Annotated in this window: 13 protein-coding genes; 4 read left to right on the top strand and 9 right to left on the bottom strand. The window is 61.8% G+C overall.

The window, feature by feature from the left end; all coding sequences use genetic code 11:
• Positions 1-121: 121 nt before the first annotated feature.
• The gene (locus QQL85_RS07570; protein ID WP_284355863.1) at positions 122-559 is read right to left on the bottom strand and encodes a DoxX family protein; all 438 of its coding nucleotides are present in this window, start codon (positions 557-559) and stop codon (positions 122-124) included.
• 113 nt (positions 560-672) lie between these two features.
• On the bottom strand, positions 673-2,079 hold the full coding sequence (locus tag QQL85_RS07565; protein WP_284355862.1) for a transglycosylase SLT domain-containing protein: 1,407 nt from the start codon (positions 2,077-2,079) through the stop codon (positions 673-675).
• Positions 2,080-2,237: 158 nt separating this feature from the next.
• On the opposite strand from QQL85_RS07565, the gene QQL85_RS07560 reads away from it, so the two are divergent.
• The 3 genes from QQL85_RS07560 to QQL85_RS07550 all read left to right on the top strand — a co-directional run bounded on the left by QQL85_RS07560 (position 2,238) and on the right by QQL85_RS07550 (position 5,067).
• Positions 2,238-3,035, top strand: coding sequence for a TatD family hydrolase (locus QQL85_RS07560; RefSeq protein ID WP_284355861.1), 798 nt, complete (start codon positions 2,238-2,240; stop codon positions 3,033-3,035).
• 109 nt (positions 3,036-3,144) lie between these two features.
• Complete coding sequence (locus tag QQL85_RS07555) at positions 3,145-4,623, top strand: methyl-accepting chemotaxis protein (RefSeq protein ID WP_284355860.1); 1,479 nt, start codon at positions 3,145-3,147, stop codon at positions 4,621-4,623.
• Positions 4,624-4,698: 75 nt separating this feature from the next.
• Positions 4,699-5,067, top strand: a complete 369-nt coding sequence (locus tag QQL85_RS07550; RefSeq protein ID WP_284355859.1) for an Mpo1-like protein — start codon at positions 4,699-4,701, stop codon at positions 5,065-5,067.
• A 33-nt stretch (positions 5,068-5,100) separates the two neighbouring features.
• Here the strand turns inward: QQL85_RS07550 and QQL85_RS07545 are convergent, their stop codons facing one another.
• From QQL85_RS07545 to QQL85_RS07535, 3 genes are all read right to left on the bottom strand, one after another.
• A complete protein-coding gene (locus QQL85_RS07545) occupies positions 5,101-5,898 on the bottom strand; it encodes an acyl-CoA thioesterase (RefSeq protein ID WP_284355858.1) in 798 nt (265 codons plus the stop codon).
• 89 nt (positions 5,899-5,987) lie between these two features.
• Positions 5,988-6,755 (bottom strand): CHAD domain-containing protein, encoded by a 768-nt coding sequence (locus QQL85_RS07540; RefSeq protein WP_284355857.1) that lies wholly within the window; start codon positions 6,753-6,755, stop codon positions 5,988-5,990.
• A gap of 14 nt (positions 6,756-6,769) precedes the next feature.
• Complete coding sequence (locus tag QQL85_RS07535; RefSeq protein WP_003250254.1) at positions 6,770-7,048, bottom strand: lipoprotein; 279 nt, start codon at positions 7,046-7,048, stop codon at positions 6,770-6,772.
• Positions 7,049-7,226: 178 nt separating this feature from the next.
• Between QQL85_RS07535 and QQL85_RS07530 the strand changes: the two genes are divergently transcribed.
• The gene (locus tag QQL85_RS07530) at positions 7,227-8,267 is read left to right on the top strand and encodes a patatin-like phospholipase family protein (RefSeq protein WP_284355856.1); all 1,041 of its coding nucleotides are present in this window, start codon (positions 7,227-7,229) and stop codon (positions 8,265-8,267) included.
• 177 nt (positions 8,268-8,444) lie between these two features.
• Here the strand turns inward: QQL85_RS07530 and QQL85_RS07525 are convergent, their stop codons facing one another.
• The 4 genes from QQL85_RS07525 to clpX form a co-directional block, all read right to left on the bottom strand.
• Positions 8,445-10,316 (bottom strand): SurA N-terminal domain-containing protein, encoded by a 1,872-nt coding sequence (locus QQL85_RS07525; protein WP_284355855.1) that lies wholly within the window; start codon positions 10,314-10,316, stop codon positions 8,445-8,447.
• A gap of 181 nt (positions 10,317-10,497) precedes the next feature.
• Positions 10,498-10,770 (bottom strand): nucleoid-associated protein HU-beta, encoded by a 273-nt coding sequence (gene hupB / locus QQL85_RS07520; RefSeq protein ID WP_003250246.1) that lies wholly within the window; start codon positions 10,768-10,770, stop codon positions 10,498-10,500.
• 152 nt (positions 10,771-10,922) lie between these two features.
• Positions 10,923-13,319 carry an endopeptidase La gene (gene lon, locus QQL85_RS07515; RefSeq protein WP_284355854.1) on the bottom strand — a complete coding sequence of 799 codons (2,397 nt, stop codon included), beginning with the start codon at positions 13,317-13,319 and terminating at the stop codon, positions 10,923-10,925.
• A gap of 164 nt (positions 13,320-13,483) precedes the next feature.
• Positions 13,484-14,767: an ATP-dependent Clp protease ATP-binding subunit ClpX gene (gene clpX / locus QQL85_RS07510; protein ID WP_016485885.1), complete on the bottom strand. Its 1,284-nt coding sequence runs from the start codon at positions 14,765-14,767 to the stop codon at positions 13,484-13,486.
• Positions 14,768-14,810 lie beyond the last annotated feature (43 nt).

The raw sequence follows: 14,810 nt of genomic DNA, 5'->3' as shown, positions 1-14,810 counted from the left end.
GCGCCCCGCAAGTAGCTGTTTAAATCGGCGCAGGCGGTATGCTAGAGCTACGAGCGGCAAGATACAAGCCTCAAGCTGAAAGTGATCGGCTCAAGGCTTGTATCTTGCCGCATGCGTTGTATCAGCGGGCGATCAGGCGGTCCAGCGAGAAGCGGCCAGCGCCTTCGATCATGACCGCGACAGTGCCGGCCAGGAGGGCCAGGGCAAACTCATAGCCGTTGTTGGACATGAACAGGCCGTTGCCGATGTGTACCGACAAGATCGCCACCACCAGGGTCACGGTCAGCGCCAGGGCGGCCGGGCGGGCCAGCAGACCAATCACCAGGGCCAGGCCGCCGAAGAATTCGGCACTACCGGACAGCAGCGCCATCAGGTAGCCCGGGGCCAGGCCGATGCTTTCCATCCACTGGCCGGTACCTTCAAGGCCATAACCGCCGAACAACCCAAACAGCTTTTGCGCACCATGCGCCATGAAGATGATGCCAACCAGAATACGTATCACGCTGAGGCCAGCGCCGGCACGGGTGGAGAACAGGGCGTTGAGGGTAGTGTTGTTCATGTCGAAGCGTCCTTGAAGCAGAGAAGTTGTGTTGGGATGGGCGCCATCATAATCAATTCTGTAGATATGAAAATCGCAAAAAACCCAACATAACAATCAATAAAATCGATTTATCAACGCTTTGCCACACGCTCCAGCACAGCGCGCTCGCGGTTGAACGCCAGGAAGTACTTGTTGACGCTGTTGACGAAGCTGACCGGCCCCATGCCCACCTGCTCCATGGCAATGCGCTCGGTCTGGAAGAACCACTGGTCGCCGTTGAGGCCGCGTCGCCTGGCCTCGGCGCGCATGGCCTGAACCCGCTCGGGGCCAAGGTTGTAGGCTGCCAGCACGAACGCCATGCGCTCCCGTTCGTTGATCTTGGGGCTGGCAAAGAACTTGCGCCGGATCAGGGCCAGGTAGCGAGCGCTGGCCTGGACATTGCCATCTACCGTGGCGGTGTTGCTTACCCCGACACGCTGGGCCGCCGAGGGCGTTATCTGCATCAGGCCGTGGGCACCGCCAGTACCGCGCGCTGCCGGGTTGAGCGTCGATTCCTTGAAGGCCAGCGCGGCCAGGTTGAGCCAGTCGATCTGCTGTGCCTGGCCATGCTTCTGCAGCACTGCCCGCACCGATGCCAGCCGCTGGCGGTCCTTGCTGGCCAGCGGGTTGTGTACCCGGTACTGGCGGCGATAGATGCGCTCGAAAGCGGCGTCCTGGTTGTCTGGCGCGCGGTAGCCCTGCAAAAAGCGGTCAACCGTGACGAGCAATTGCGGTGCATCGCGCCCCACATACCAACGCATGGCCTGCGGCGTCCCCATATGAACCCGGCTGTCCAGGCGCAGGCGCGGCATTACTCGCGCCCAGCGCCGGGCAATCGGCTGTTCGACCACGGTCAGGTGGTAGATGCCAGCCTGTACCATCTCCAGCACATCCTCCACTGCCAGCGTCGAGTCGACCCATTCCACCTTGATCGGCGGCCGTTTGCGCAGGGCCAGTTGCTGGTTGACTTGCTGGATCAGCGGCCCGGCCGCACTGGCACTGGTCAAGGCCACGGTACGTCCGGACAGCTGTTCGACCTTGCTGAAGCTTCGCTCGCCTTTGCGCCCAACCAGCATCAGCGGTACCTGGTCGAGTATCGGCGCACTGCTGCTGACGCCACGCACCGTGCTGGGGTCCAGCAGTTCGCCTGGCGCAGCCAGGTCACCCTCGCCTCGGGCCAAGGCGCCCAGCAATTGCTCCTTGGCCCGCGGGATGAGCTTAAGCTGGATTTGCTGGTCGTCGGCGGTGCGGGCATTGAGGTAATGCTCCAGAGCACGCAGGCGATAGTACTCGATGCCCACCGGCTCGCCCTTGACCTCCCCGGAGCTGTTGCGGCTTTGGTTGACCAGTACCCGCAGCACCTTGGCGGCGCGAATCTGCTGCAGGTCACGGACCTTGGCAGGCGGTATGTTCTGCTGCGGCCCAGGCGCGCGCGCCTGGGCGGGGCCGGTAAAGCTCAGCCCGAGCGTAAGCAGGAAAACAAGCCAGCATCGCAGCATGCGAAAAAGTGTCCATGGTCGGTGGGCGGCATCCATGGGTTGCACCGCCAGGTGAGAAATGACGGTAAAAGACCGCGGCAACAGGATGAAGTTCTTGGTTTTTTTCAGAAAAACCCGGTTTTTGCTATGCTGGCCGCCCCGCGGCACGAGATAGCACCATGCAACTGATCGATATCGGCGTCAACCTGACCAACAGCAGTTTCCACGACCAGCAGGCAGCCATTGTCGAGCGCGCACTTGAGGCCGGCGTGACGCAAATGGTGCTGACAGGCACCAGCCTGGCGGTCAGCGAGCAAGCGCTGGAGCTGTGCCAGCAGTTGGATAACGACGGGACGCACCTGTTCGCCACTGCGGGCGTGCACCCTCACGATGCCAAGGCCTGGGATGCCGGCAGCGAGCGCCAGTTGCGCCAACTGCTGAATGAGCCGCGCGTATGTGCGGTGGGCGAATGCGGCCTGGATTTCAATCGCGACTTCTCCCCTCGCCCGCTGCAGGAAAAAGCCCTGGAAGCCCAGCTGGCACTGGCTGCGGAACTGCGCCTGCCGGTGTTCCTGCACGAGCGCGATGCCAGCGAGCGTTTGCTGGCGATCCTGAAGGACTACCGCGACCACCTGACCGGCGCAGTGGTGCACTGCTTTACCGGCGAACGCGAGGCGCTGTTTGCCTACCTGGACATGGACCTGCACATCGGCATTACCGGCTGGATCTGCGACGAACGCCGCGGCACCCACCTGCACCCACTGGTGGGCAACATTGCCGAAGGGCGACTGATGCTGGAAAGCGACGCGCCGTACCTGCTGCCACGCAGCCTGCGGCCGAAACCGAAGAACGGGCGCAACGAACCGGCGTTTTTACCGGAGGTGTTGCGTGAAGTAGCCTTGCACCGGGGTGAATCAGTCGAGCATACGGCAGCACATACTACAGCGACGGCGCGGGCGTTCTTTCAACTCCCCTGAATCCTGTGCGCTGGCTTTTGATATGCATCAACACATTGCTGAGCAGATGAAGGCACAATGATGGCACCTTGCCAATATTGTTTCCGCTCAACTCAGAGAAGACCTGCCCATGGGTGCCTGGCTTAGCAATGTTTCCCTGAAATACAAATTCTGGGCCGTCAACGCGGTGGCCTTCATCACGACCTTGCTGCTGGTGCTCTACGCGGTGCACCTGGAGCAGCGCGCCCGGGCCGAGGCGGCGCAGGCCCAAGCGACGGTACAAGCTCAATTGCTGGCTGTCTGGCCAAGCGGGCAAGCACTGCCACGCTCAGCCAATGTCATCAGTTGGTCGGCCGGGCAAACGCCGACGTTCGCCGGTGAGGCGCTCGATACCCTGCGCAACGCCCAGGGCTGGGTCGAGCTGCCGAGCGCCTGGATCCTCGGAGAAAACCCGCTGCGCGGTGCACAGGTGCTGCGCAACGGTAACCAGCAAATGGCCGTGCTGGCCCAGTCACCCAGCTTGCGCCAGGTATTCATCGACCGCTTTACCAATTACGCGGTGTGCGTGCTGATCCTGATGCTGGCCATGCTTGGCGCTTCGCAGTTGTTGATCCGCTTCCTGCTCAGCCAGCTCAACACCTTGAAAGACGTCATGCTGCATGTGGAGAAAACCGGCGACCTGGCTGCCCGCGTGCCGCTGGCCTGTGGCGACGAGGTCGGCCAGATGGCCGGGGCGTTCAACGCCATGCAGGCCACCTACCACCGTGTGGTCAGCACCGTCGCCCACACGGCAGCACAACTGGACTCAGGCGCCGCACGCCTGGCCGCCAGCATGAGCGACGTGCGCCACGGCATGCTCGGCCAGCAGAGCGAAACCGACCAGGCCGCCACCGCCATCAACGAAATGTCGGCGACGGTGCATCACATTGCACAGCATGCCGGCGCCACCCGTGATCTGTCGCAGACCGCCGACACCCTGGCCGGCAGCGGCAAGGAAGTGGTCAGCCGGGTACAGGACTCGATTTCCGGGCTTTCCAGCGGTGTGCAGCAAACCGCCGAAATGATTCGCCAACTGGCCGACGACAGCCAGAAGATCAACGGCGTAGTCAGCGTGATCCACAGCATCGCCGAACAGACCAACCTGCTGGCGCTCAACGCCGCCATTGAAGCGGCCCGCGCCGGCGACCTGGGCCGCGGCTTTGCCGTGGTGGCCGATGAGGTGCGCAACCTGGCCAAGCGCGTGCAAACCTCTACCGACGAGATCACCACCATGGTCTCGGCCCTGCAGTCGGGCACCCGCGACGCCGTGGAGTTCATGCAGGAAAGCTCTTACAAAGCCGACGACTGCGTGCGACAGGCCCAGGAGGCCGGCGAAGCGCTGGCCGAGATTACCGGCGCCGTGGCGCAGATGCGCGAAAGCAATACCCAGATTGCCGTGGCCGCAGAACAGCAAAGCCAGGTGGCCGAGGAAATGAACCGCGCCGTGGTGAGCATCCGCGATGTCACCGAGCAGACTGTGCAGCAGACGGTGGGGTCGGCAACCACCAGCAGCGAGCTGGCGACCCTGGCCGGCGAACTCAGCAAGGCTATTGGCCAGCTCAAGCTATAGTCACCATAGCCAGCCTCGATTGGCCCCCGCCCGGGGGGCGCACTAAGCTTTGGGCATGACCGTGAGGAAATGCCCATGAGCAAACGCCTGCCCAACCTGCCCGCCTGGCAATGGCGTGGCTACCACCATAACCACCGCCACCCAACCAACCTGGTGCTGCACCTGATTGCGGTGCCGTTGTTCATTCTGGGGGCGCTACTGGTTCTGTCCGGACTGTTCGCCCTGGACCTGGGGCAGATTGCCGTTGGCGTGATATCCGTGATTGCAGGCCTAGGCTTGCAGCGCCAGGGGCACCGCCTGGAGGCCGAGCAACCGGAGCCGTTCGCCAATCGCCAGGATGCCGTGCAGCGGTTGCTGACCGAGCAATTCATTACCTTTCCGCGCTTTGTGCTAAGCGGGGCGTGGTGGAAAGCGTGGCGGGAGCGGCACAAGCACCGGCCTTGATGCCATGGGGCTGTTTTGCGCTCCCAGGATCGATCAAGCGAACACGGTGACCGTCTGCCGGCTCAGGGCCAGCAACTCGCCCTCTGCCGTCCAAAGGGCTGCGGCGGCATGCCCATAACCGTCCCGTGCATGCTCGGTTTCCACGCAATAGCGGCACCAGTCCAGGGTCGACACTTTCGCCGTGGGCTGGATGAACTCGATGGTCCAGGTCAGCGTACTGCCCGCTGCCGGTTGCTTGAGAAACGGCATCAGGCTCGGCGGCCAGGCATCGACCAACGCCAACAAGTGCGCCTCGTTGACCTGTTCTTCTGCCACATCCCGCAGCCGCACCCAGCCGCCCATCCTGCGCGACTGATTGCCACTGAACGGCAACCCACCCACCGCCCAACGCAAGGCCACATGCCGCATGAACTCGGGCGTTATGCCCTTGATATAAGGCAGCTCGGGGGCAGCATCCTCAAGTGCTTTCATCTCCATGCCCGGCAACGCCGGCACATCGACGACAGATGGCCGCCCCGCGCCGAAATTGCCCTGCACCAGGGTCACCACCTGGCCATCCTGAACGGCGCGGCCCAGCAAGGTGCTCACCGCCTTGCCTTCACGCAGCACCTCCACATCGAAACGGATTGGCACATCCGCTGCTGCGGGCGCGACGAAGCTGATGGCCAGGGAGCGTACGGGACGGTCATCGGTGAGTTTCAGGCGCATGGCTTCATAGACCATGGCCGCCATCAGCCCGCCAAAGGCCGCGCGGCCCTGGGCCCAGCTGGGCGGGATGCTGACGGCGTCAGGGTTGGCCCGCACAGCGTCGAGCAGTTGGTTGAAGTTCATTGGCCGGCTCCTGCCTACAGCGAATAAGGTCTGCCCATCCTAGCCAGCAAACCCCGGGCAATCAGCCCGCAAATCGGTCATTTTTCGGGCTAACGACGCGCCAGCGCCTGCTGCAAGGCATCCAGCGTCACGTCCGACTGGCGTTCGGCTGCGTGAAGTTCCTGCTCCCAATCGACCTTGCAGGGCACCAAGTCAGCATGGTCGCGCGCCTGCAGCAACCACTGCAGGCGGTCATGCCAGTCGCCCAGATCACCCTGCGCCGTTTTCAACAAGCGCTGCAGCTTCTTCCCGGCATGGTCGAGCTGAGGGTACGCTTCGTCGCCATAGCGCGCACGCTTGATCAGCAAGCGCAGGCGGTGGCGGTCGTGGGCCGGGTCCTGCAAGGCTTGGTGCAACAGGCGCCACTGCTTGACCAGGCGCTTGTCGATCCGCGTGTCCAGCGACTTGGCCAACCCCTCGCGACCTGCTGCACGCAGAAACAACGGAAACGCGTCGACAATCGCCAGCACACGCGCCAGCTGCGGGCTGGCAGCGACACTGGCGAAGGTTCTGTCCCGCCCTTCCAGTCGCCGCTGCCCGGCTGCAGCGTGGCCGCGCCTGATCAACTCGGCGGCCAGCACCTCACGGTCTCGCAGCGGCGTGGTCAGGGTACCCAAGGCACTGGCGGCATCCTCCAGTTGCTCCACGCCAGGCAGCCCGCGCAATGGCCTTAGCAGGCTGCGCAGGCGTCGCAAGGTGATACGCAGGTCGTGCAGGGCCTCGCTGTCGGTATCGGCAGCCAGGCGTTCGCGACAGGCCAGCAGACGAACCTGCACGGCCAGCATCTGGGCAACTACATGGTCGAGCATGGCAGACATACGACGCTCCTTGGTCAGCGCCCGGCGCGAGACTCACGAATGTAAAACCGCGCCTTTTCAGCCTTACGGGTACAGCTTTCGTAGCCTTCGAACTGCTGCTGGGTCTTCGCTCCGGTCAGCAACGACAACGCTTTGGAGTAGCTCACGGCACCGGCAAAGCCTTCGGCCTTGGCGAGGTCCAGTTCCTTCCAGGCGGCATCCAGCTGGGTGGCGCAGCTGTCACGGTACGCCGTCTTGCCCGCGCAGCCAGCAAGCGCCAGGGCAATCAATGGAAGGCAGATCCAGGCTTTCATCAGTATGACCTCAATGGAAAAAAGGGTGGCTGTTCGACGCCCGGGCAACTGAAAAGTGCCCCGCCCAGCCAACTTTGCGTGGACAGCATTATCACAGTAGCTCAGCGCGATCTACATTGAAGCACAGGCCGCTAAGGGTGCATTGTAGGACCATGGTTGCACGGCCCGAGGAAAGTTCATGAGTAAGCGCGTGGCACTGGTATTGGGATCGGGCGGCGCCCGGGGATATGCACACATTGGCGTGATCGAGGAAATCGAGCGTCGGGGCTACGACATCGCCTGCATCGCTGGCTGCTCCATGGGCGCGGTCGTTGGCGGCATCTACGCCGCAGGCAAGCTGGACGACTACCGCAACTGGATCCAGAGCCTGGACTACCTGGATGTACTGCGCCTGGTGGACGTGAGCTTTCGCCTCGGCGCCATTCGTGGCGACAAGGTGTTCGGGCAGATCCGCAAGATCGTCGGCGAGATCAACATCGAGCAACTTCGCATCCCCTACACGGCGGTTGCCGCCGACCTCACCAACCAGCAGGAAATCTGGTTCCAGGAAGGTTGCCTGCACCAGGCCATGCGAGCCTCGGCGGCCATCCCCAGCCTGTTCACGCCGGTGATGCAAGGCAACCGCATGCTGGTCGACGGCGGCATTCTCAACCCGCTGCCGATCGTGCCGGTGGTGTCCAGCCATTGTGACCTGATCATTGCGGTCAACCTCAACGCCACCAACCAGAAGCAGTATCAATTGCCGGTAATCGAGCGCCCGGCGGCCTTCAAGATGCGTTTTGACTCCCTGCTGAGCTCGTTAGGCTCTCGCTTGCCGTTCCGGCGCAAGCCGGCGGAAGAGCTGATGCGCATCGAACAGGAAATCGTTGCCGAAGGGCTGGCACCGCCGAACCCGTGGCTGGCAGATGCCGCCAACCCGGAGGCCCAGCAACCGGCGGCAGCACCCGAGCGCGAGGGCGCGCCGAAGTCGGCGACCGGCTCGTTCATCATCGACAACGTGGGGCCGGCGTCGCTGCTGGATTTGATCAACCAGAGTTTCGAAGTCATGCAGACCTCGCTGGCACAGTACAAGATCGCCGGCTATCCACCTGATGTGCTGATCAACGTGCCCAAGCGGGTGTGCCGGTTTTTCGAGTTTTACAAGGCGCCGGAGCTGATTGCCCTGGGGCGGGAGATTGCGCGGGATACGCTGGATAATTACGAAGGGGTGAAGCGGTAGATTCCATAGCGCCTGTGCTGGCCTCTTCGCGGGTAAACCCGCTCCCACAGGGACCGCACATCTCTTCAGTCTTGTGCAGTACCTGTGGGAGCGGGTTTACCCGCGAAAGGGCCGGTAAAGGCGACAGAAATGAAACAGGCCGCACGAGGCGGCCTGTTTCTTCATGCTGCAATCACCTTAGTAACGGGTGATATCCGCATTGGCTTCCAGCTGCTTGCGGAACGCCGCAAAGTCCTGCTGGCCAGCACGCGACGCGAGGTAGCGGCGGATCTGCTGCTTCTCTTCGTCGGTGGCGGTGGCGCCTTCGTTGACACCCTTGAGCTGCAGCACGACCAGGCTACCGTCACGCAGCACTACGCTGCCATACACCGGCTTGTCCTTGGCTTGCGGCTTGCCCAGGCGGAACAGTGCCTGCAGTTCGACCGGGTCGATACCGTCCTCGCCACGGGTCACGGCTTCATAGGCCTTCCAGCCTTGCCCTTCATGCACGCTGCCTGCTGCGATGGAACCGTCACGCAGGCCGGCAATCAGCTTGTCCGCCTTGGCCTTGAGTTCGGCAGTCGCCTTCTCTTTGGCCAGGTGCTCGCTGATGTTCTTGGCCACGGCCTCCAGCGGCAGCTGCTCCGGCTTGCGGTGTTCCTTGACGCGCAGTACCACGGTGGTTTCCGGGTCGAGCTCGATGGCGGTGCTGTTGGCAGCCTCGTCCAGCACTTCTTCGGAGAACGCAGCCTGTACCACCGAACGGTTGGCAGTGATGCCTTCGCCACCCTCGCGGCCGAAGGCTGCGGAGGTTTGCACCTTGAGGTTCAGGTCCTGGGCCGGCTGGGCCAGGTCGGAAGCCTCGTAGGCAGCATCCTGCAACTGCTTGCTGGCGTCGACGTAACGCTGCTCGACCAGCGGGATCTTCAGGTCGCGGGTCAGCTTGTCCTTCAGGCTGGCGAAGCTCGGCACTTCTGGCGCTTGCACGCCCAGCAGTTTAATCAGGTGGTAGCCGAACTCGGTGCGTACCGGCGCCGATACCTGAGCATCCTGCAGTTTGTACAGCGCCTCTTCAAAGGCCGGGTCGTATACGCCTGGGCCGGCGAAGCCGAGGTCACCACCGTTATTGGCCGAGCCTGGGTCCTGCGAGAACTCCTTGGCCAGTGCGGCAAAGTCTTCACCCTTGGCCAGGCGCTGCTCGATCTCTTCAGCGCGTGCCTTGGCCTGGGCGTCGGTGACTTTGTCGTTGACCTCGATGAGGATGTGCGCGGCATGGCGCTGCTCCGCGAGGTTGGCGATTTCCTTCTCGTACTGGGCCTTGAGCTCTTCGTCGGTCACCTTGACCTGGTCGAAGAACGCCGACTTCTTCAGCTCGATGTAGTCGATCACCACCTGGTCAGGCGACATGAACTCCTTGGCGTGCTGGTCGTAGTGCGCCTTGACCTCTTCTTCGCTGACCTTGACCGAGGCCGGGTCGGCCTTGAAGGTCAGGGAGGCGAAGTCACGGGTCTGCTTCTCCAGGCGGGCGAAAGCATCCACCTGCTGGTCGGTCACAAAGCTGCTGCCGGCCAGGCCGGTGCGCAGCTGGCCGATGAGCATTTCTTCGGCGAGCATGTCACGGAACTGCATGCGGCCGTAGCCCATCTGGCGGATGACCTGGTCGAAACGGTCAGCACTGAACTTACCGTCCACCTGGAATTCCGGCGTTTGCAGGATCACCTGATCCAGCGCAGCCTCGGAGAAGGCAAACTTGGCATCTTCGGCGCCTTGCAGCAGCAACTTGCGGCTGATCAGGCCCTTGAGAGCCTCTTCACGCAGCAATTTGTCATCCAGCAGCGCCGGGTCGAAGTCCTTGCCCAACTGTTGCATCAGCTGACGGCGCTGCATGTCGGCGGCCTGGCTCAGCTCGTTCTGGCTGATGGTCTGGCCGTTCACCTTGGCGGCGTCCTGGCTATGGGTGGCGGCCTGGAAAATGGCTTCGAAACCGGTCAATGCCATCAAGACGACGATAAGGCCGATGATGGTCTTGGCAATCCAACCTTGTGAATTGTCCCTGATATTTTGCAGCATGCGTCCCCCAGAAACGGCTGTACCACTGCGTCGACAACCGCGGAGCGTGGGTAGAATCCTGATAAAAGAAAGGCGCATCCGAGGATGCGCCTTTGCTTAGCAAACGTGTCAGGCGGGAACGTTTGCGCCCCGCCTTCACCGTGCTCGGACCAGGCCTGGCCGGGTCCGGCTGAAAGACGACTTAGTTGACGGCGTCTTTCAGGCCTTTGCCTGCCTTGAAACCTGGAACCTTGGCGGCTTCGATCTTGATCGCCTTACCGGTTTGCGGGTTACGGCCGGTGCGCTCTGCGCGCTCCTTGACCGAGAAGGTACCGAAACCAACCAGTACCACATCGTCACCTTGCTTCAGGGCGCCGGTGACGGATTCGATGACTGCGTCCAGCGCACGGCCGGCTACAGCTTTCGGGATGTCTGCAGATGCGGCGATAGCGTCAATCAGTTCCGACTTGTTCACTCTAAGTCCCCTTATTTCTCTATTGAGTTTGTTTCTAAGTATGTAATGAAAAGCTTATGAAACGTGCGCTGGGTGGCCTGATGACAATAGCGTGCCGCTTTATAGCAAGGCCCCGAAAAAACTGTCAAGGAAAGCCCCCCAGCCAAAAACTACTAATGCGTGCTGATTCTTTCCTTAGCATCGCCGTCGCGCTTTTCATCTTTCGCGACAATCTCCGGAGCCACATCTGGCAAGGGCTCCGGGGCGTATTGCAGCGCAATTTGCAGGACTTCGTCAATCCATTTGACCGGTTTGATCTGCAGATCCTGTTTGATATTTTCAGGAATCTCCTTCAGATCGCGAACATTCTCCTCTGGAATGATCACCGTCTTGATCCCGCCACGGTGTGCCGCCAGCAGTTTTTCCTTCAGCCCGCCAATGGCCAGTACCTGGCCACGCAGGGTGATTTCGCCGGTCATGGCCACATCGGCACGAACCGGAATCTGCGTCAGCGCCGACACCAGTGCGGTGCACATGCCGACACCCGCGCTCGGGCCGTCCTTCGGCGTAGCGCCTTCCGGCATGTGGATATGCACGTCGCGCTTCTCGTGGAAGTCGGCGGCAATCCCCAGGCTACGCGCGCGGCTGCGCACCACGGTCTGTGCGGCGGTGATCGATTCGACCATCACATCGCCCAGCGAGCCGGTCTTGATCAGCTGGCCCTTGCCGGGAATGACCACCGCTTCGATAGTCAGCAGTTCGCCGCCCACCTGGGTCCAGGCCAGGCCGGTTACCTGGCCAATCTGGTCCTGCTGCTCGGCCAGGCCGTAGCGGAACTTGCGCACGCCCAGCAGCTGCTCCAGCTGCTCGCTGGCCACCTTGACCTTGACCTGCTTCTGCCCGGTATGCTCCTTGACCACCTTGCGGCAGACCTTGGCGATTTGCCGCTCCAGGCCACGCACACCGGCTTCGCGGGTGTAGTAGCGGATGATGTCGCGGATCGCCGAAACGTCGACCTCCAGCTCTTCCTTCTTCAAGCCGTTGGCCTTGACCTGCTTGGGCACCAGGTACTTGACCGCGATGTTGATCTTCTCGTCCTCGGTGTAACCCGGCAGACGGATGACTTCCATCCGGTCAAGCAGCGCTGGCGGGATGTTCATCGAGTTCGAGGTGCACAGGAACATCACGTCCGAGAGATCGTAGTCGACCTCCAGGTAGTGGTCATTGAAGTTGTGGTTCTGCTCCGGGTCGAGCACTTCCAGCAGTGCCGAGGCCGGGTCGCCACGCATGTCGCTGCCCATTTTGTCGATTTCGTCGAGCAGGAACAGCGGGTTGCGCACACCCACCTTGGTCATCTTCTGGATCAGACGGCCAGGCATGGAGCCGATATAGGTCCGGCGATGCCCCCGGATCTCGGCTTCATCACGCACGCCACCCAAGGCCATGCGCACGAACTTGCGGTTGGTGGCTGCAGCGATCGACTCAGCCAGCGAGGTCTTGCCGACGCCGGGCGGGCCGACCAGGCAGAGCACTGGGCCGCGGATTTTCTTGACGCGCTTCTGCACGGCAAGGTACTCAAGGATACGTTCCTTGACCTCTTCCAGGCCATAGTGGTCGGCATCGAGAATTTCCTCGGCCTTGGCCAGATCCAGGCGCACCTTGCTCTGGGCCTTCCACGGCACCTGCACGAGCCAGTCGAGGTACGAACGCACCACGGTGGCCTCGGCCGACATCGGCGACATCTGCTTGAGCTTGTTCAGCTCGGCCTGGGCCTTGGCCAGGGCATCCTTGGGCAGGCCTGCGGCTTCGATGCGCTTTTTCAGCTCCTCGACTTCGTTGTGGCCTTCGTCACCGTCACCGAGTTCTTTCTGAATGGCCTTCATCTGCTCATTCAGGTAGTACTCGCGCTGACTGCGCTCCATCTGCTTCTTGACTCGGCCACGAATGCGCTTTTCGACCTGCAGCAGGTCGATTTCAGCATCCAGCAGCGCCAGTACATGCTCGACACGGGTGGTCAGGTCGACAATTTCGAGAATTTCCTGCTTCTGCTCGATCTTCAGGGCCATGTGCGCGGCCATGGTGTCGACCAGTCGCCCTGGCTCTTCGATGCTGTTCAACGAGGACAGCACTTCAGCAGGAACTTTCTTACCCAGTTGCACATACTGCTCGAACTGCGACAGCAAGGTGCGCACGAACACTTCCGACTCGCGCTCGGCGGCGTCGGTTTCGTCGATCAGGGAAACTTCGGCACGGATGTGCCCTTCTACTTCGGTGAAACGCTCGACCGCGCCACGCTGCTCGCCCTCGACCAGCACCTTGACAGTGCCATCAGGCAGCTTCAGCAGTTGCAGCACGGTGGCAACGGTACCGACGCGGTACAGGGCGTCCTCGCCCGGGTCGTCGTCGGCCGGGTTTTTCTGGGCCAGCAGGAGGATCTGCTTTTCGCCCGTCATCGCCGCCTCAAGGGCTTCGATGGACTTTTCGCGCCCCACGAACAGCGGGATAACCATGTGCGGGTAAACAACGACATCGCGCAATGGCAAAAGAGGCAAGTCGAGGGTGGTCTTCATGATTTCGCCTCTACAGCGGCCTTGTGGCCGGAAACCGGTGGAAATGATGCTTGGACCTAATGTGGGGGCACGCTTTGGAAATTACAAGCGCTAGCGCAGGAAAAGCAGAAAGGGGCCCGTAGGCCCCTTCCTTGCTTGCAACCGTCAACCGGCCTTTGCCTGAATCAGGCGTCTGGCGCGGCCTTGGCTTGCGGCTCGCTGTTCTCGTAGATCATCAGCGGCTGCGAGGTACCCTCGATGACGCTTTCGTCGATCACCACCTTGCTGACATCCTTCTTCGAAGGGATCTCGTACATGGTGTCGAGCAGCACGCCTTCGAGGATCGAACGCAGGCCACGGGCGCCAGTCTTGCGCTCCAGGGCCTTGCGGGCAACGGCCTTGAGTGCATCGCTGCGGAACTCCAGGTCGACGCTTTCCATCTCGAACAGCTTGGCATACTGCTTGGTCAGGGCATTCTTCGGCTCGGTAAGGATCTGCATCAGCGCAGCCTCATCCAGCTCGTCGAGGGTAGCCAGCACCGGCAGACGGCCGACGAACTCCGGAATCAGGCCAAACTTGACCAGATCGTCCGGCTCGACCTCACGCAGGGACTCACCAACCTTCTTGCCCTCTTCCTTGCTGCGTACTTCGGCGCCAAAACCGATGCCACCTTTGGTGGAGCGGCCCTGGATGACCTTTTCCAGGCCCGAGAAGGCGCCACCGCAAATGAACAGGATGTTGCGGGTATCAACCTGCAGGAATTCCTGTTGCGGGTGCTTACGGCCGCCTTGCGGCGGAACCGAGGCCACGGTGCCTTCGATCAGCTTCAGCAGCGCCTGCTGCACGCCCTCGCCCGAAACGTCACGGGTGATGGACGGGTTGTCCGACTTGCGCGAGATCTTGTCGATTTCGTCGATGTAGACAATGCCCATCTGGGCCTTTTCCACGTCGTAGTCGCACTTCTGCAACAGCTTCTGAATGATGTTCTCGACGTCCTCACCCACATAACCGGCTTCGGTCAGGGTGGTGGCGTCAGCAATGGTGAACGGTACGTTCAACAGGCGTGCCAGGGTTTCGGCGAGCAGGGTCTTACCCGAGCCGGTCGGCCCGATGAGCAGGATGTTGCTCTTGCCCAGTTCGACTTCGTCGCCCTTCTTGTCACGCTGGTTCAGGCGCTTGTAGTGGTTGTACACCGCTACGGCCAGCACCTTCTTCGCGCGCTCCTGACCAATGACGTACTGGTCCAGGATGCCGCTGATTTCTTTCGGCGAAGGCAATTTGTGCGCGCTGCTCTCGGCCTGGGCTTCCTGCACCTCCTCACGGATGATGTCATTGCACAGGTCGACGCACTCGTCGCAGATAAATACCGAGGGCCCGGCAATCAATTTGCGCACTTCGTGCTGGCTTTTGCCGCAGAAGGAGCAATAGAGCAATTTGCCGCTGTCCTCGCCGTTACGGGTGTCAGTCATTCGATCGATCCAATCCGGTAGGCTTGCAACACAAGATGAAGGC

Source organism: Pseudomonas putida (assembly GCF_030159595.1).
Classification (GTDB): Bacteria; Pseudomonadota; Gammaproteobacteria; order Pseudomonadales; family Pseudomonadaceae; genus Aquipseudomonas; species Aquipseudomonas putida_AC.
The sequence above is the reverse complement of the archived record's forward strand: the minus strand, read 5'-3'. Positions and strand labels throughout refer to the sequence as shown.